Below are 17,521 nucleotides of genomic sequence, written 5' to 3' on the forward strand. Positions count from 1 at the left end.
CGCGAGCATGGATCCAGTCGCCGAACCGGTGGTGCTGATGCGCGGCATCGACGTCACCTTCCCCGGGGTCAAAGCCCTCGACGGAGTGGACTTCCGCCTGATGCCCGGCGAGGTGCACGCCCTGATGGGCGAGAACGGCGCCGGCAAGTCCACCTTGATCAAGGCGTTGACCGGGGTCTACGACATCGACGGCGGGCAGATCACCGTCGACGGCGTCGCGCAGCGGTTCACCGGCCCCCGGCAGGCGCAGGACGCCGGAATCAGCACGGTCTACCAGGAGGTCAACCTCTGCCCGAACCTCACAGTCGCGGAGAACATCCTGCTGGGACGTGAACCCCGCCGGTTCGGCCGCATCGTGTACCGGACCGTGCACGAGGTGGCGCGCACGCTGCTGGCCCAGCTCGAGCTGGACATCGATCCCCGCTCGGTGCTGGGCAGCCATCCGATCGCCGTCCAGCAGCTGGTGGCGATCGCCCGCGCGACCGCCGTCAAGGCGAAGGTGCTCGTACTCGACGAGCCCACCTCCAGTCTGGACACCGGGGAGGTCGCCGAGCTGTTCCGGGTGATCCGCAGGCTGCGCGACGACGGGACCGCGGTGCTGTTCGTGTCCCACTTCCTGGACCAGGTCTACGAGATCGCAGACCGGATGACGGTGCTGCGCAACGGCAGGACGGTCGGCGAATGGCGCACCGCCGAGCTCGACCGGCACCGGCTGGTCGCGGCGATGGTCGGTCACGATCTCCAGACACTCGGCGAGATCGCCTCGGAGGCATCGGAACTGCGCACCGAACAGCCCGCCACACCGTTCGTGTCGGCGCAGCAGATCGCCCGGCCGCCGCGGGTTCAGCCCACCGATCTGGACCTGCACGCCGGCGAGATCGTCGGCCTGGCAGGGCTTCTCGGATCCGGCCGCACCGAGCTGGCCCGGTTGGTGTTCGGCGCCGACCACGCGACCGGCGGTGGGATCCGCGTCGACGGCGCACCGGCACAGATCCGCTCCCCGCGCGCCGCGATCGGCCACGGATTCGCGTTCACCTCGGAGAACCGCAAGACCGAGGGCATCGTCGCCGACATGTCGGTCCGCGACAACCTCGTGCTGGCGCTGCAGGCCCGCCGCGGATTCGCTCGGCCGTTGTCGGCCCAGGCCAAGTCCGAACTCGTCGCGCGCTACATCGACATGCTCGACATCCGCCCGGCCGACCCCGACATCCCGATCCGCAATCTCAGCGGCGGCAATCAGCAGAAGGTCCTGCTGGCCCGTTGGCTGATCACGACGCCGCGCCTGCTGATCCTCGATGAACCCACCCGCGGCATCGACGTCGGCGCCAAGGCGCAGATCCAGAAGCTGATCACTCGATTGTCGGCCGAGGGCATGGCCGTGCTGTTCATCTCGGCCGAACTCGACGAGGTGGCCCGCATCAGCAACCGGGTCGCGGTACTGCGCGACGGACTGACCGTGGCCGAGATCCGCGGCGGCTGTTCGGTTTCCGAGCTCACCCGGCTCATCGCCGCAGGCGGTGGGCAGTGACCGCCGCGGACAGCCGCGCGTCGGTCCGGCGCCGCATCGCCGACTCGCCGCTGATCTGGCCGGCACTGGCGCTGCTCGCGCTGTTGGCGCTCAACGTGGTCCTGACCCCCGGCTTCCTCAGCGTGCGCATTCAGGACGGTCACCTCTACGGCAGCACCATCGACATCCTGCGCAACGGCGCACCCACCATGCTGGTCGCGCTGGGCATGACACTGGTGATCGCATCGCGCGGTATCGATCTGTCGGTGGGTGCGGTGGTGGCGATCTCCGGCGCACTGGCCTGCGCGCACGTGGCCGGTTCGGCCGACCCGACCAGCGGCGCCACCATCGCGGTGGGGATGGCACTGGCAGTCGGCGCCGCGGCAGTGCTGGGCCTGTGGAACGGCGCGCTGGTGTCGGTCTTCGGGATCCAGCCGATCATCGCCACGCTCGTGCTGATGACGGCGGGCCGGGGAATCGCGCTGCTGATCACCGAAGGCCAGATACTGACGGTCACCGGCGACCCGTTCAAGGTCCTCGGCGCCGGCTACGCGCTCGGCCTGCCGGTGGCCGTGCTGGTCAGCCTCGCGGTGTTCGCGGTGGTCGGCCTGCTGACGCGCTGCAGTGCACTGGGCATGCTGCTGGAGGCCGTCGGGGTCAACCCCGAGGCCAGCCGGCTGGCCGGCGTGCGGTACCGCACGATCGTGTTCGCCGTGTACGTGTTCTGCGCGGTCTGCGCAGGCATCGCGGGACTGATGATCGCGTCGAACATCGCCGCCGCCGACGCCAACAACGCAGGCCTGTGGATCGAGATGGACGCGATCCTCGCGGTGGTGATCGGCGGCACCTCGTTGCTCGGTGGCAGGTTCAGCCTCACCGGAACGCTGTTGGGCGCGTTGATCATCCAGACGCTCACCACGACGGTGTACACCGCCGGGATCACCCCCGAGACCACGTTGGTGTTCAAAGCCGCCGCGGTGATCCTGGTGTGCCTGGCTCAGGCGCCGAAGTTCCGCGCGCTGGTGCGCAGCCAGTGGACCCGCAGGCGCACTCCCCCCGCGGTGGCCCCGGTCGGGTCCGCCGGGCACGGCGCGCCGGACGAGGCGCGGACCGCCGAACCGACGTCGCAGAAGGTGAGTACGCCATGAGCGTCGAGTTCGCTGTCCGCCCCAAGTTCCTCGCCCCGGCGGGGCGGATCAGCCGGGCAGGACGCTTCCGCCCTCTGCTGGCGTCGTCGGCGTTGTTCGCCGCGCTGTTCGCGTTGGTCTCCGTGCGCTACGACTTCGCCAGTACCACACAGCTTTTCCTGAACCTGCTGATCGACAACGCCCACCTGGTGGTGCTCGCGGTCGGGATGACGTTCGTGATCCTCACCGGTGGCATCGATCTGAGCGTCGGCTCGGTGGTGGCGCTGTCCACGGTGATCCTGGCCAAGACCCTGCAGGTGGGCTGGCCGACGCCGGTCGCGGTCGTGGTGGTGCTGCTGGTGGGCCCGGCGCTGGGCCTGGTGATGGGTCTGATCATCGAGTACTTCGAGGTGCAGCCGTTCATCGTGACGCTGGCGGGCATGTTCCTGGCCCGCGGGCTGTGTTACGTGGTCAGCGTCGAGACGCTGCCGATCGACGATCCGCTGTTGCGCGCGTTCGGCCTGCACTACCTCTATGTGTGGGAGGAGAAGTTCATCCGTCCCGCCGTCGTGGTCACGATCGTGGTCGTGGTGGCGGCGGTGTATGTGCTGCACCAGACTCGTTTCGGGCGCACGGTGTACGCGGTCGGCGGCAATCGGCAGTCCGCGATGCTGATGGGGCTGGCGGCCGGCCGGGCCCGGGTGTCGGTGTACGTAGTCAGCGGGCTGTGCGCGTCGCTGGCCGGGCTGTTGCTCAGTGTGCAGAAGCTGTCGGGCTACAGCCTCAACGGCGTCGGGCTGGAACTCGACGCGATCGCCGCGGTCGTGATCGGCGGGGTGCTGCTGTCCGGCGGTGTCGGCATGGTGCTCGGATCGGTGATAGGCGTGCTGATCCTGGGCACCATCCAGACGCTGGTGACCGCGGAGAACCTCGACTCGTACTGGACCAGGATCGTCACCGGGGTGTTGCTGCTGCTGTTCGTCCTGGTTCAGCGCGTGCTGTCGCGGGACACCCGGTGAGCGCGGACCGCACGTCGCGGCGCCCGGTGATGGCCGACGTCGCCCGGCTGGCCGGTGTCTCCCATCAGACAGTGTCGCGGGTCATCAACGGCGCGAACAACATCCGCCCGGACACCCGGTCGCGGGTCGAGCACGCGATCGCCGCGCTGGGGTACCGGCCCAACACCGCGGCCCGCACCCTGGTGACGCGCCGGTCCAGGACCGTCGGCATCATCAGCAGCAACACCTCCCAGCACGGGCCGGCCAGCATCCAGCACTCGCTGCAGGAGGCGGCCCGCTCGGCCGGTTACTTCAGCAGCGTGGTCACGCTCTCCGAGGTCACCCACCGGGAACTGCGTGACGCGCTGGACCATCTGGACCGCCAGTCCGTGGAGGCCATCGTGATGATCGCGACCCAGCACGACGCGCTGGCGGTCGCACACGCCGAGATCACCTCGACCCCGTTGATCGTGGTGGAGGGCGAACTGACCGGACGGGGACGCTCGGTCGGGGTGGACCAGATCGCCGGGGGCCGGATGGCCACCCAGCACCTCATCGACCTGGGCCACCGCCACATCGTGCACGTGTCCGGACCGCTGAGCTGGACCGAGGCCCGCGCCCGCCGCAGCGGCTACGTCGAGGTCATGCGCCGTGCGGGCCTGCGGGTGGACGCTGATCTGGAAGGCGACTGGAGCCCGGCCCGCGGCTGCGCGATCGGTCGCGCGCTGGCCGAACGTGGCCATTTCACCGCTGTTTTCGTCGCCAACGACCAGATGGCCGTCGGCCTGCTGCACGCGTTCGCCGAAGCCGGCATGGCCGTGCCCGGCGACGTCAGCGTGGTCGGCTTCGACGACATCCCCGAGGCGGCCTACACCACCCCGTCGCTGACCACCGTGCATCAGGACTTCCCCGCGGTGGGCAGGCGGGCGATCGAAGTCGTCACCGCCGTCCTCGACGGCGTCGACGTGGTCACCCCACTGCTCACCCCGCAGTTGGTCATCCGCGCCAGCAGTGCGCGGCTGGCTCCGCAACAGGAGAAAGGACTCAGGGCATGATCGGTTCCCGCCTTGTCGACGCCGAGGTCTGGTTCGTCACCGGCAGCCAGTCGATGTACGGACCAGAGACGCTCGAGCAGGTCGCCGCGCAGTCCCAGGAGATCGCGACGCTGCTCGACCGGTCCGCCGAGATGCCGGTGCGGGTGCGCTGGCAGCCCACGGTGGTCTCCGCCGAGGCGATTGCGGCGGTGGTGGCCGACGCCAACCGGGATCCGCACTGCATCGGCATCATCGCCTGGATGCACACCTTCTCCCCCGCCAAGATGTGGATCCGCGGACTGCGTGCGCTGCAGCGGCCGCTGCTGCATCTGCACACCCAGCACAACGTGGAGTTGCCGTGGAGCACCATCAACATGGACTTCATGAACCTCAACCAGGCCGCGCACGGCGACCGCGAGTTCGGCTACATCCAGTCGCGGCTGTCGGTGCCGCGCAAGACGGTCGCCGGCCACGTCAGTGATCCGCAGGCCCGGCGCCGGATCGGGCACTGGGCCCGGGCCGCACTGGGTTTCGCCGAGATCCGGACGATGAACGTGGCCCGCTTCGGGGACAACATGCGCAGTGTCGCGGTCACCGAGGGTGACAAGGTGGAAGCCGAGGCGCATTTCGGGGTGTCGGTGAACACGTTCGCCGTCAACGACCTCGCCGAGTCGGTGTCGCGGGTCGGCGAGGACAGCATCGACAAGCTGATCCGCGAGTACCGGGACCGCTACGACGTGGCCGAGGAACTGCTGCCCGGCGGTGCGCGGCACACCGCGCTGCGTGACGGCGCCCGCATCGAGGCCGGATTGCGCCGGTTCCTCGAGCAACACGAATTCCAGGCGTTCACCACGAATTTCGAGGACCTCGGCCCGCTGAAGCAGCTGCCCGGCCTGGCCGTGCAGCGGCTGATGGCGGACGGCTACGGTTTCGCCGGCGAAGGCGACTGGAAGACCGCGGTGATGCTGCGCACCGTGAAGGTGATGGCCGACGGGCTGCCGGGGGGCACGTCGTTCATGGAGGACTACACCTACGACCTGACGCCCGGGCAGGAGCGCGTGCTCGGCGCGCACATGCTGGAGGTGTGCCCGTCGATCACCGAGTCGCGGCCCTCACTGGAGGTACACCCGCTGTCGATCGGCAACCGCGACGACCCGGTGCGCCTGCGGTTCACCGCTTCCCCCGGCGACGCCACGATCCTCGGGATCAGCGACATGGGTCCCCGGTTCCGCCTGGTGGCCAACACGGTTCGGGTGGTCGAGCCGACGGCCACACTGCCGAGACTGCCGGTCGCGTGCGCGGTGTGGGAGCCGCTGCCGAGTTGGTCGGTGTCGACCGAGTCGTGGCTGGCGGCGGGGGCGCCCCACCACACCGTGCTGACGACCGCGCTGGGCATCGAGCCGTTCGAGGATTTCGCCGTGATGACCGGCACCGAACTGCTCGTCATCGACGGGGAGACCACAGTGGGTTCCTTCGCCCGCGAATTGCGTTGGAACAACGCCTATCACCACCTGGCGGCCGGGCTGTGACGGTCGCTCCCCCGGTCGCCGCGGCGTCGACGTGCGGTGACGAGTTCGAGCTGACGCTGCCCGGCCGGCATCCGGTGCGGGCGGTGATCGCCGAGGTCGGCGCCGGCCTCCTGGAGCTCTCGGTCGGCGGGGTGGCCCTGACACCGCGGTACGACACCACCGCCGCGCGCCCGTACTACAGCGGTGCCGTGCTCGCACCGTGGCCCAACCGGGTGCGCGACGGGCGCTGGACGCTCGACGGGGTCACCCAGCAGCTCGACATCACCGAACCGGAGAACGGCAACGCGCTGCACGGCCTGCTGCCGTTCACCCCGTACCGATTGACCGAGCGCAGCACCTCGTCCATCACGCTGGGCGCGCGGATCCATCCCCAGCACGGCTACCCGTTCAGCCTGCGCAACCGGGTGCGTTACGCGCTGACCACGACAGGGATCAGCGTCACCCACACCCTCGTCAACCTCGGGCCCGCACCGGCGCCGGTCGCGGTGGGTGCACATCCGTTCCTCACCATCGGCGACGTGCCGGCCGACGAGCTGGTGCTCACCGTGGCAGCCGACCGGCACATCGACGTCGACGAGCGGCTCAACCCGACCGGCACCACACCGGTGGCGGGCACCGCGTGGGACCTGCGCGGTGGCCGGCCGGTGGCCGAGCTGACCCTCGACGACTGCTGGACGGGCGTGCACCGGCGCGGCGGTGTCAGCACCCACACGCTGCGCGCTCCCGATGGTCGCTCGGTATCACTCTGCGCAGGAACGGGTTTCGACTATGTGCACGTGTTCGTGACCCGGCGGTACCCGACGCCGCAGGGACATGTCACCGCGGTGGCCGTCGAGCCGATGTCCGCGGCGGCCGATGCGTTGAACAGCGGCGCCGGGTTGCGCTGGCTGGAGTGCGGGCAGCACTGGTCGGCGTCGTGGTCGATCCGCTATCACGATCCCGGTCAGTAGACCCGGCGCGCCGCGGCCGCGCAGTCTGCGGCCAGGAACCGGGGGCGGGGCAGCCCGTCGTCGTGTGCCCGACGCAGCACCGCCTCGGCGACAGTCGCCGTGTCGGCGGCGTCCACCAGGGCCAGGACCGATCCGCCGAACCCGCCGCCGATCATCCGGGCACCGAGGGCCCCGGCCCCGAGGGCGGCCTCGACCGCACTGTCCAGTTCGACCGAGCTGACACCCAGGTCGTCGCGCAGCGACCGGTGCGACGCACTCAGCAGCGGGCCGACGGCAGCCAGGTCGGCCGCACGCAGCCGGCCGACCGCGGCGTGCACCCGCCGGACCTCGGTGAGGACATGGCGCAGCGGCCGGCGCAGATGGTGAGCGCCCAGGGTGGCGAGATCCACCACGTCCTGTACGTCGACCTCGGTGGCGCCGTCCAGCACCTCGCGGTCGACCCGCGCGCAGGCCTGCTCGACCAGGGTGCGGCAGCGACCGTAGTCCCCCTGCACCAGACGGTGCGGCGAGTTGGTGTTGATCACCATCAGCGCCAGGTCCGGGTTCACGTCGTCGACCGCGACGTGCTCGACGGTGCCGTCGGCGCAGTCCAACACCATCGCGTGGCCGCGGCGGGCACGCAGCGACACCGACTGGTCCATCAGTCCGGTGGCCGCGCCGACCACGACGTTCTCCGCGGTCGCGCAGTCGCGGGCCAGCACGGCGCGGCCGGCGTCGTCGGTCGCCACCCCCGACAGTTCGGCGACCGCCAGCGCCACCGCGCATTCGAGTGCGGCCGAGCTCGACAGTCCGGCGCCCTGGGGCACCGTGGAAGTCACCGCGATGTCCGCACCCGGCATCCGGGCGATGGACTCGTGGTAGGCCATCGCCCACAACACCCCGGCCGCATACCCGGCCCACCCCGACGGGGTGCCCGGTCCGACGTCCCCGGCCCGCCCGATCCAGTCCTGCTGCGGCCCGGTCGAGGTGCACCGGACCACGTCGTCGGAGCGGATGCGCACCGCCACGGCGGTGGCATAAGGCAGCGCGAACGGCACCACCCGTCCGCCCACGTAGTCGACGTGTTCGCCGATGATGTTGGCTCGGCCCGGAGCGATCCAGACCCCTTGCGGCGCAGCGTCGAACGCATCGGTGAATGCGGCGGTGACGTTCTCGGCGAGCGCCCGGTCGGGCACCGGCGGCAACAGCCGGCGCGGCCGCGTCGACGACGACACGCTCACCGGATCTCCCGGAACCGCTCGGCGATGCGTTCGGGGGTGGTGTCGTTGATCCACGCGCCCATCCCCGATTCCGATCCGGCCAGGTATTTCAGCCGGCCCGGCGCACGCATCACCGAGAACAACTGCAGGTGCAAGCGGCCCAGTTCCCGCTGCGGGCCCAGCGGCGCCTGGTGCCACGCCGCGACGTAGGGCGTCTCGTCGACGCCGTCGAAGAACCGGTCGACCCGGGCCAGCAGATCCAGGTAGACGGTGGCCAGCTCGTCGCGCTCGTCGTCGGTGAGTTCGGTGAAATCGGCGACCGCGCGGTGCGGCAGCAGATGCACCTCCATCGGCCAGCGTGCCGCGGCCGGGACGAACGCCGTCCACCGTTGCCCCGCCACCACGATCCGGTGCCCGGCCCGCCGCTCGGCCTCGAGCACGTCGGCGAACAGATCGCCGCCGGTGGCCGCGCGGTGCCGCCGGGCCTGGCGCATCACCGCCTCGGTCCGCGGCGGAAGGTAGGGGTAGGCGTAGATCTGGCCGTGCGGATGGGTCAGAGTCACCCCGATCTGCCTGCCGCGGTTCTCGAAGCAGAACACCTGAGCGACGTCGGGCAGCGTGGACAGTTCGGCGGTCCGGTCCGCCCACACGTCGATCACGGTGCGGGCGCGGCGGTGCCCGATGGTGGCGAAGCTGGCGTGCGGGTCGCTGGTGAAGCAGACCACCTCGCAGCAGCCGGTGCCCGGCCTCAGCGGCCACAGCGGTTCGCCGTCGAGGTAGGGCGGCAGATCCTGGTCGCCGGCCCGTTCCGACAGCGACGGGAACCGGTTCTCGAACACCACGACGTCGTAGTCGGCGGCCGGGATCTCGGTGGCCGGGCCACCCGGACGGGTGGGCGCCAGCGGGGAGTCGCCGGCCGGGGGCAGGTAGGTGCGGTCCATGCGCTGGGCCGCGATCGCGATCCACTCCCCGGTCAGCACGTCGTAGCGCAACTGGGACTGCGAGGTGGCCGGCGGCAGCACACGAGGGTCGCGGGCGGTGCGGGGCGGGGCGTCGCTGTCGTCGAAATAGATCAGCCTGCGCCCGTCCGCCAGGGTCGTCACCGTCTTACGCACGGGCGGAACATCGTTGCGGGGTAAGGCCATCGGAGTCTCAGCGACCGCCGCGCCGCTTGTTGTACACGTCGAAGCCCACCGCGGCCAGCAGCACGAGGCCCTTGATGACCTGCTGCACGTCGGTGCCGATGCCCATGATCGACATCCCGTTGTTGAGCACGCCGAGCACCAGCCCGCCGATGATGGCGCCGAACACGGTGCCGACCCCGCCGCTGGAGGACGCGCCGCCGATGAACGCCGCGGCGATGGCCTCCAATTCGAAGTTGATGCCGGCCTGCGGGGTCGCCGAGTTCAGCCTCGCGGCGAACATCAGGCCCGCGACCGCGGCGAGCGCGCCCATGTTGACGAACACCAGCAGCGTGACCCACCGGTTGCGCACACCGGACAGCTTCGCCGCCGCGGCGTTGCCGCCGACCGCGTACACCTGACGACCGAATACGGTGTTGCGCATCAGGAACGCGTAGATCAGCGTCAGCACCACCAGGATGATGCCGACGATCGGCACGCCGCGGTAGCTGGCCAGCAGCAGCGTGACCGCACCGAGAGCCACGACGATCGCCGCGCATTTCACGACGAACAGCGGCAGGCCCGAAACCGGCTGGCCGTACCGGGTCTGGGAGCGCCGCCGGCGGATCTGCATGCCGACCGCGGCGATGGTGATCACCCCGCCGAGCAGGATCGTCGGCCAGTGGTAGAGCGCGTCGGTCCCCCACTCGGGCAGAAAGCCGCTGCTGAAGGTCTGCAGCGCCGGGGGCATCGGCGCGATGGACTGCCCCTGCAGGATGTACTGGGTGGCGCCGCGGAAGATCAGCATGCCGCCGAGGGTCACGATGAACGACGGGATGCCGACGAAAGCGATCCAGAATCCCTGCCAGGCGCCGATCAGTGCGCCCATCGCCACGCAGAGCACCACGGCCAACAGCCACGGCATGTCGTTGCGCACCATCAGGACCGCCGACATCGCACCGGTGAACGCCGCGATCGAGCCGACCGACAGGTCGATGTGGCCGTTGATGATCACGATCACCATCCCGATGGCGAGCACCAGGATGTAGCCGTTCTGCTGGATGATGTTGGTGACGTTGAGCGGCATCAGCAGGATGCCGTCGGTCCACACCTGGAACAGCAGCACGATCGCCAGCAGGGCGACCACCATGCCGGACTGGCGGATGTGGGAGATCAGGAACTGCGAGATCCGGTCCCGCAGCCCCGGCGGTTCCGATCGGGATCCGTTGGGCGGCTGGGCCACCGGCGAATTCGGCGACGGCTGGTCGACGGTGGTGGTCACGAAAATCAGCGTCCTTTCATCATCAGCCGCATCAGGGTTTCCTGATCGGCGCGCTCCCGGTCCACCTCACCGGTGAGCCGTCCCTGACTGAGCGCGTAGATGCGGTCGCAGAGGCCGAGGAGCTCGGGTAGTTCGGAGGAGATCACGATGACGGCCTTACCGCGGGCTGCCAGTTCGTTGATGATCTGGTAGATCTCGTATTTGGCGCCGACGTCGATCCCGCGGGTCGGCTCGTCCAGGATCAGCACGTCGGGGTCGGTGAACAACCACTTGCTCAGCACGACCTTCTGCTGGTTGCCGCCGGAGAGTGTGCCTGCGACCGTCGCCACCGACGCCGTCTTGATCCGCATCGATTCGCAGAACTGTTCGCCCACCGAGGTTTCGGCGTGGAAGTCGATCACCGACCGCCGGCTGATCTTGTCCAGCGACGCCAGCGTGATGCTGGTGGCGACGGTGTCCATCAGGTTCAATCCGAGCTGTTTGCGGTCCTCGGTCACATAGGCGATGCCGTTGTCGATCGCGGCGGGCACTGTGCTGGTGTTGATCTCACGCTCGCCCTTGTTGACCCGGCCGCCCACGTATCTGCCGTAGGACCGGCCGAACACGCTCATCGCCAGCTCGGTGCGCCCGGCGCCCATCAGGCCCGCGATCCCGACGATCTCGCCGGCGCGCACGTCCAGGGACACGTCGTCGACCACCTTGCGGTGCTGGTCGATCGGGTGCAGCACGGTCCAGTTCGACACCGAGAACGCCACCGGGCCGATCTCGCGCTCCGGCCGCGGCGGGAACCGGTGGGTCAGGTCGCGGCCCACCATGCCGCGCACGATGGCGTCCTCGGTCAGCCCGTCGGCGACGCGGACCGTGTCGATGGTGGCGCCGTCGCGCAACGTCGTCACCGCATCCGCGATCTGCAGCACCTCGTTGAGCTTGTGCGAGATCAGGATCGAGGTCAGCCCGTGCTCGCGCAGGTCGGCGATCAGGTCCAGCAGGTGGCGGCTGTCGCCGTCGTTGAGCGCCGCGGTGGGCTCGTCGAGGATCAGCAGCCGCACGTCTTTGGCCAGGGCCTTGGCGATCTCCACCAGCTGCTGCTTGCCCACCCCGATGTCGGCGACCCGCGTCTGCGGGCTCTCGTCCAGCCCGACGCGTTCCAGCAGCTCGCCGGCACGCACCAGGGTGCGGTCCCAGTCGATGACGCCGAAGCGGCGGATCTCGTTGCCCAGAAACAGGTTCTCGGCGATCGACAGGTAGGGCACCAACGCAAGCTCCTGATGGATGATCGCGATGCCGCACTTCTCGCTGGACCGGATGTCCTTGAACTCACACAGGTCTCCGTCGAAGTAGATCTCCCCGCGGTAGCTTCCGTGCGGATACACGCCGCTGAGGACCTTCATCAGCGTGGACTTGCCCGCCCCGTTCTCGCCGCAGATGGCGTGGATCTCACCGGAACCGACCCGCAGGTCGACGTCGGCCAGCGCGCGGACCCCGGGGAACTCCTTGGTGATCCCCTTCATCTCCAGCAGTGCCGGCGGGTGCGACGTCACTGCACCTGCGCCTGCGTGTAGTAGCCGGAATCCACCAGCACCTGTTCGTAATTGGACTTGTCGACGCTCACCGGCTCCAGCAGGTGGGCGGGCACCACTTTGACCCCGTTGTCGTAGGTCTCGGTGTCGTTGACCATCGGTTCGCCGCCGGTGAGCACCGCATCGGACATCTGGACGGCGGACCTGGCCAGCTCGCGGGTGTCCTTGAACACCGTCTGCGTCTGCTCGCCCGCGACGATCGACTGCACCGACGCCAACTCGGCGTCCTGGCCGGTGACCACCGGCAGCGGCCGTGCGGCATTGCCGTAGCCGGCGCTCTTGAGTGCCGAGATCACCCCGCGGGAGATGCCGTCGTAGGGCGAGAGCACCGCGTTCACCGGCACGGTGGTATAGGCCTGGCTGAGCAGGTTGTCCATCCGCGACTGGGCGAGCCCACCGTCCCACCGCAGGGTGGCGGCCTGATTGAAGTCGGTCTGTCCGCTGCGCACCACCAGCTTGCCGCTGTCGAGGTAGGGCTTGAGCACGCTCATCGCCCCGTCGTAGAAGAACGTCGCGTTGTTGTCGTCGGGCGAGCCGGCGAACACCTCGATGTTCAGCGGGGCGGGCGCGGTGTCGGGCTTGAGTGTGTCGACGATGTAGCGGGCCTGCAGCACACCGACTTTGAAGTTGTCGAAGGTGGCGTAGTAGTCGGCGTTGGCGGTGCCCCGGATCAGCCGGTCGTAGCTGATCACCGGAATGTCGGCCGCCGCGGCGTTCTCCAGGGTGGCGGTCAGCGACGAGCCGTCGATCGGTGCGATGACGAGCAGGTCGACACCCTTGGTGATCATGTTCTCGATCTGCGAGACCTGGTTCTGCACGACGTCGTCGCCGTACTGCAGATCGGTCTGGTACCCCAGCTCCTGGAACTGGTTGACCATGTTCTGTCCGTCGGCCACCCACCGTTCGGAGGACTTGGTCGGCATCGCGATGCCGATGGTGCCCTTGCCTGCGCCGGAGTCGGCGGTTTCGGCGGCCCTGCCGCAGCCGGCCAGCGCCGCGGCCAGCAGCGCGATCACCACGACCGCCGCCCAGTTCAGTTTTCTCATCGACAACCTCCCGAGATTCGGGCCGACCGCCCACGGAATATGAGCGTTAACATGCGGGCATAAGTATGTGATGGCGCTCACGGCGTTGTCAACGGTCTGTCGACACGAGGTGGAGCGGCGCTCTGTCGCCCGAGATCGCGGGGCTACATTCGGAACGTGCCAGCACCCCAGGGAGGAACCGGGAGAACCCGCCGAACCGGACGCCACGTCAGCATGTTCGACGTGGCCCGCCTGGCCGGCGTCTCCCACCAGACCGTCTCGCGGGTGCTCAACGGATCCGACGCAGTCAAGGAATCCACGCGCCAGCGCGTCACCGAGGCGATCGACCAACTGGGCTACCGGCGCAACATGGCCGCGCGGGCACTCGTCACCCGCCGGACCGCCACCATCGGCGTCATCTGTTTCAACACCACACTTTTCGGACCGGCAAGCATGCTCTACGCGATCGAGCAGGCCGCCACCGAGGCGGGCTTCTTCGTCAGCGTCGCCACCGATTCGACCGTCGACAGCACCACCCTTCCGCGCGCGCTGAACAGGCTGGAGGAACAGTCGGTGGAGGGCGTGATCGTGATCGCCCCACTGGCGGCCAACCGGGAAGCCCTGCGCGCGCTGCGCAACCCGGTGCCCGTCGTCGCCGTGGACGCCACGGCAGGGCTGGGCATCCCGGTCGTGGGCGTCGACCAGGCCGACGGCGCCCGTCAGATGACCCGCCACCTGCTCGAGGCCGGCGCCGCGACGGTGTGGCACGTCTCCGGCGAAGATGAGTGGACGGAGACCGATGCCCGGCTGGAAGGCTGGCGCAGCGAACTCATCGCCCAGGGGCGCGAGGTGCCCGAGCCGTTGCACGGCGACTGGACGCCGCGCTCGGGCTATGCGGCGGGGCGGCGACTGGGCGCCGATCCCGCGGTGGAGGCGGTGTTCGTCGCCAACGACCAGATGGCGCTCGGCGTGCTGCGCGGGCTGGCCGACGCGGGGCGCATGGTGCCGGGCGACGTGTTGGTCGGCGGCTTCGACGACATTCCCGAGGCCGAGTTCTTCTGCCCGCCGTTGACCACGGTGCGCCAGGACTTCACGTCGGTGGGGCGGCGCAGCGTGGACCTGCTGCTCGAGGAGATCGAGCGTGGACCCGAAGGGCAACCGTCCACCGCGAGCGCGGTGATCCCGGCCGAACTCGTCATCCGGCAGAGCTCCCGGCGCGACTGAAACCTCAGGCGTCACACACATCCACGTTCGGCAGACAAAGTGCGAGAAGACCCCTGCACAACGTGGATAGCTGTGACCCATGGGACCCCTGGTACTCGGGCGCCTTTGGCACCGACCGGCGCGTCCCCGAGCCGACCGCAGGCACCCGGCGCGACTGAAACCTCAGGCGTCACACATATCCACGTTCGGCAGACAAAGTGCGAGAAGACCCCTGCACAACGTGGATAGCTGTGACCCATGGGACTCATCCACCCCCGGAACCGACGACTGACCGTTGACCGACGCGGAATGTTATCGCTAACATGTGAGCGCTAACACAGTCAGCCGCAAAGGTGATCCGTATGCCGCACCCTCGTCCCATCGCATCACCCGACCTTCCCGGTGCGTCATGACCAGCGCCGGGAAGTACACCGTCGGAGTGGATTTCGGCACCCTGTCGGGACGCGCGCTGGTGGTGCGGGTTTCTGATGGCAGCGAGCTCGGCAGCGCCGAGCACCGCTACCCGCACGCGGTGATCACCGACCATCTGCCGGGACGCCCCGGCACTCCCCTGCCGCCCGACTATGCGCTGCAGGTGCCGGCCGACTACGTCGAGGTCCTGCGCACCGCCGTCCCCGCCGCGGTGCGCAACGCCGGCGTCGATCCCGCCGACGTCATCGGACTCGCCACGGATTTCACCGCCTGCACGATGATCCCGACGCGCCACGACGGCACGCCGCTGTGCGACCTCGACCGCTGGTCCGACCGCAGGCACGCCTACGCCAAACTGTGGCGCCACCACGCCGCGCAACCGCAGGCCGACCGCATCAACCGGCTCGCCGCCCAACGTGGGGAGCCGTGGCTGCCGCGCTACGGCGGGCTGATTTCCAGCGAGTGGGAGTTCGCCAAAGCCTTGGAGATCCTCGACGAGGATCCCGAGCTCTACGCCGCCGTGGACCGCTGGGTGGAGGCCGCGGACTGGATCGTCTGGCAGCTCTGCGGCACCTATGTGCGCAACGTCTGCACCGCCGGCTACAAGGCCATCCGCCAGGACGGGCGCTACCCGTCGCGGGAGTTCCTGGCCGCGTTGGACCCGGCGTTCGCCGATGTCGTCGCCGACAAGATCGACCAGCCGATCGGGCGCCTCGGCGACCGGGCCGGCGGCCTGACCGCCGAGGCGGCCGCGTGGACCGGGCTCCCCGAGGGCATCCCGGTCGCGGTCGGCAACGTCGACGCCCACGTCACCGCCGCAGCAGCCGACGCCCTCGATCCGGGCCGGCTCGTCGCGATCATGGGCACCTCGACCTGCCACGTGGTCAATGGCAGTGTGATGCAACCGGTCCCGGGAATGTGCGGGGTTGTCGACGGCGGCATCGTCGAGGGGCTGTGGGGTTACGAGGCCGGACAGTCCGGGGTGGGCGACATCTTCGCGTGGTTCGTCGAGCAGTGCGTGCCGGGCCGGTACGAGCAGGAGGCTGCGGCGGCCGGGCGCACGCTGCACGAGCACCTCACCGCGCTGGCCTCGACGCAGGAGGTGGGCCGGCACGGACTGATCGCACTGGACTGGCACAGCGGCAACCGGTCGGTGCTCGTCGACCACCACCTGTCGGGGGTGATCGTCGGCCAGACACTGGCGACCACCTGCGTCGACCAGTACCGGGCGTTGCTTGAAGCGACCGCATTCGGCACCCGGGTGATCGTGGAAACGCTGCAGCGCCACGGCGTTCCGATCGTGGAGCTGGTGGTTGCCGGCGGGCTGGTGAAGAACAGCCTGCTGATGCAGATCTATGCCGACGTCACCGGGCTGCCGCTGTCGTGCGTGGAATCGGCGCAGGCACCCGCGCTCGGCGCGGCCATCCACGCCGCGACCGCGGCGGGTGCCTACCCGTCGGTGCGCGAGGCCGCCGCGCACATGGGACGGCGCAGGCAGCGCGCGTTCCTGCCGATACCGGCCAACGTGGAGCGCTACGACGCGCTCTACGCCAAGTACCTGGAACTGCACGACTACTTCGGACGGGAGAACGCGATGATGCGCGAGCTGCGCGAGGCGGACCGCCACCGCCAGGTGGGAGCGCTGACATGACCATCGCCCCGCCCACTGAGGTGGACGCCGCGATCGCGGCGCTGCGCGCCCAGCTGTGCACCCTGCATGCCGAGCTCACCCGCTACCAGCTGGTGATCTGGACCGCGGGCAACGTCTCGGCACGGGTGCCCGGCACCGACCTGATGGTGATCAAACCCTCAGGGGTGTCCTATGATTCGCTCACCCCGGAGCACATGGTGGTCTGCGATCTGGAGGGCAGGCCGGTGTCCGGCGAGCTCGCCCCGTCCTCGGACACCGCCGCCCACGCGTACGTGTACCGGCACATGCCCGACGTCGGCGGCGTCGTGCACACCCACTCGACCTACGCCACGGCGTGGGCGGCGCGCGGGGAGCCGATCCCGTGCGTGTTGACGATGATCGCCGACGAGTTCGGCGGCGACATCCCGGTGGGCCCGTTCGCGGTCATCGGCGACGACTCGATCGGCCAGGGCATCGTGGCGACCCTGGCGCAGAGCAACTCACCGGCAGTGCTGATGCGCAATCACGGACCGTTCACCGTCGGCCGCACCGCCCACGACGCGGTGAAGGCCGCGGTGATGCTGGAGGACGTCGCCCGCACCGTGCACATCAGCAGGCAGCTCGGCACACCGGTGCCGATCGGAACCGACGACATCGACCGGCTGCACCGCCGGTACCAGAACGTCTACGGCCAGGGCGGCGCCTGACCGGCCGGCCCGTCAGGCGCGCGGGTGCGCCTGGTCGTGCACGGCGCGCAGCCGCGCGACGGTGACGTGGGTGTAGAGCTGGGTGGTGGCCAGCGTCGAATGGCCGAGCAGTTCCTGGACGACGCGCAGGTCGGCCCCGCCCTCAAGCAGGTGGGTGGCGGCGCTGTGGCGCAGCCCGTGCGGGCCGATGTCCGGCG

15 protein-coding genes are annotated in these 17,521 nt (G+C 69.6%); 9 read left to right on the plus strand and 6 right to left on the minus strand.

The window, feature by feature from the left end; translation table 11 throughout:
• The first annotated feature begins 7 nt into the window (after window positions 1–7).
• The 6 genes from MVA01S_RS11960 to MVA01S_RS11985 are packed head-to-tail and all read left to right on the plus strand — an operon-like array spanning window position 8 to window position 7,145.
• Window positions 8–1,528, plus strand: coding sequence for a sugar ABC transporter ATP-binding protein (locus MVA01S_RS11960; protein ID WP_003928574.1), 1,521 nt, complete (start codon window positions 8–10; stop codon window positions 1,526–1,528).
• Window positions 1,525–2,655: an ABC transporter permease gene (locus MVA01S_RS11965; RefSeq protein ID WP_003928575.1), complete on the plus strand. Its 1,131-nt coding sequence runs from the start codon at window positions 1,525–1,527 to the stop codon at window positions 2,653–2,655. Before MVA01S_RS11960 ends, MVA01S_RS11965 begins: the two co-directional genes overlap by 4 nt.
• A complete protein-coding gene (gene yjfF, locus MVA01S_RS11970; RefSeq protein WP_003928576.1) occupies window positions 2,652–3,653 on the plus strand; it encodes a galactofuranose ABC transporter, permease protein YjfF in 1,002 nt (333 codons plus the stop codon). Before MVA01S_RS11965 ends, yjfF begins: the two co-directional genes overlap by 4 nt.
• Window positions 3,650–4,687 (plus strand): LacI family DNA-binding transcriptional regulator, encoded by a 1,038-nt coding sequence (locus MVA01S_RS11975; protein WP_003928577.1) that lies wholly within the window; start codon window positions 3,650–3,652, stop codon window positions 4,685–4,687. The genes yjfF and MVA01S_RS11975 overlap by 4 nt, the downstream gene beginning before the upstream one ends.
• Complete coding sequence (araA, locus tag MVA01S_RS11980) at window positions 4,684–6,195, plus strand: L-arabinose isomerase (protein WP_060941600.1); 1,512 nt, start codon at window positions 4,684–4,686, stop codon at window positions 6,193–6,195. The genes MVA01S_RS11975 and araA overlap by 4 nt, the downstream gene beginning before the upstream one ends.
• Window positions 6,192–7,145: an aldose 1-epimerase family protein gene (locus MVA01S_RS11985; protein ID WP_003928579.1), complete on the plus strand. Its 954-nt coding sequence runs from the start codon at window positions 6,192–6,194 to the stop codon at window positions 7,143–7,145. Before araA ends, MVA01S_RS11985 begins: the two co-directional genes overlap by 4 nt.
• Here the strand turns inward: MVA01S_RS11985 and MVA01S_RS11990 are convergent.
• The 5 genes from MVA01S_RS11990 to chvE are packed head-to-tail and all read right to left on the minus strand — an operon-like array spanning window position 7,139 to window position 13,373.
• A complete protein-coding gene (locus MVA01S_RS11990; RefSeq protein ID WP_003928580.1) occupies window positions 7,139–8,365 on the minus strand; it encodes a galactokinase in 1,227 nt (408 codons plus the stop codon). The two genes, MVA01S_RS11985 and MVA01S_RS11990, sit on opposite strands and share 7 nt — an antisense overlap.
• Window positions 8,362–9,489, minus strand: a complete 1,128-nt coding sequence (gene galT / locus MVA01S_RS11995; RefSeq protein WP_081528957.1) for a galactose-1-phosphate uridylyltransferase — start codon at window positions 9,487–9,489, stop codon at window positions 8,362–8,364. Before galT ends, MVA01S_RS11990 begins: the two co-directional genes overlap by 4 nt.
• Window positions 9,490–9,496: 7 nt before the next feature.
• On the minus strand, window positions 9,497–10,747 hold the full coding sequence (gene mmsB / locus MVA01S_RS12000) for a multiple monosaccharide ABC transporter permease (protein ID WP_003928582.1): 1,251 nt from the start codon (window positions 10,745–10,747) through the stop codon (window positions 9,497–9,499).
• A gap of 5 nt (window positions 10,748–10,752) precedes the next feature.
• Complete coding sequence (gene mmsA / locus MVA01S_RS12005) at window positions 10,753–12,258, minus strand: multiple monosaccharide ABC transporter ATP-binding protein (protein ID WP_040540158.1); 1,506 nt, start codon at window positions 12,256–12,258, stop codon at window positions 10,753–10,755.
• A gap of 26 nt (window positions 12,259–12,284) precedes the next feature.
• Window positions 12,285–13,373, minus strand: a complete 1,089-nt coding sequence (chvE, locus tag MVA01S_RS12010) for a multiple monosaccharide ABC transporter substrate-binding protein (RefSeq protein ID WP_003928584.1) — start codon at window positions 13,371–13,373, stop codon at window positions 12,285–12,287.
• A gap of 156 nt (window positions 13,374–13,529) precedes the next feature.
• Between chvE and MVA01S_RS12015 the strand changes: the two genes are divergently transcribed.
• The 3 genes from MVA01S_RS12015 (at window position 13,530) to MVA01S_RS12025 (ending at window position 17,324) form a co-directional block, all read left to right on the plus strand.
• Window positions 13,530–14,576, plus strand: coding sequence for a LacI family DNA-binding transcriptional regulator (locus MVA01S_RS12015; protein WP_237024365.1), 1,047 nt, complete (start codon window positions 13,530–13,532; stop codon window positions 14,574–14,576).
• Between the two features lie 388 nt (window positions 14,577–14,964).
• Window positions 14,965–16,638 (plus strand): ribulokinase, encoded by a 1,674-nt coding sequence (gene araB / locus MVA01S_RS12020; protein ID WP_060941601.1) that lies wholly within the window; start codon window positions 14,965–14,967, stop codon window positions 16,636–16,638.
• The gene (locus tag MVA01S_RS12025; RefSeq protein ID WP_003928588.1) at window positions 16,635–17,324 is read left to right on the plus strand and encodes an L-ribulose-5-phosphate 4-epimerase; all 690 of its coding nucleotides are present in this window, start codon (window positions 16,635–16,637) and stop codon (window positions 17,322–17,324) included. Before araB ends, MVA01S_RS12025 begins: the two co-directional genes overlap by 4 nt.
• Window positions 17,325–17,336: 12 nt before the next feature.
• Here the strand turns inward: MVA01S_RS12025 and MVA01S_RS12030 are convergent.
• Window positions 17,337–17,521 (minus strand): tyrosine-type recombinase/integrase (locus MVA01S_RS12030; protein WP_159426317.1); only part of this gene is annotated, 185 nt, incomplete at its 5' end.

Source organism: Mycolicibacterium vaccae NBRC 14118 = CIP 105934 (genome assembly GCF_001552715.1).
Classification (GTDB): Bacteria; Actinomycetota; Actinomycetes; order Mycobacteriales; family Mycobacteriaceae; genus Mycobacterium; species Mycobacterium vaccae.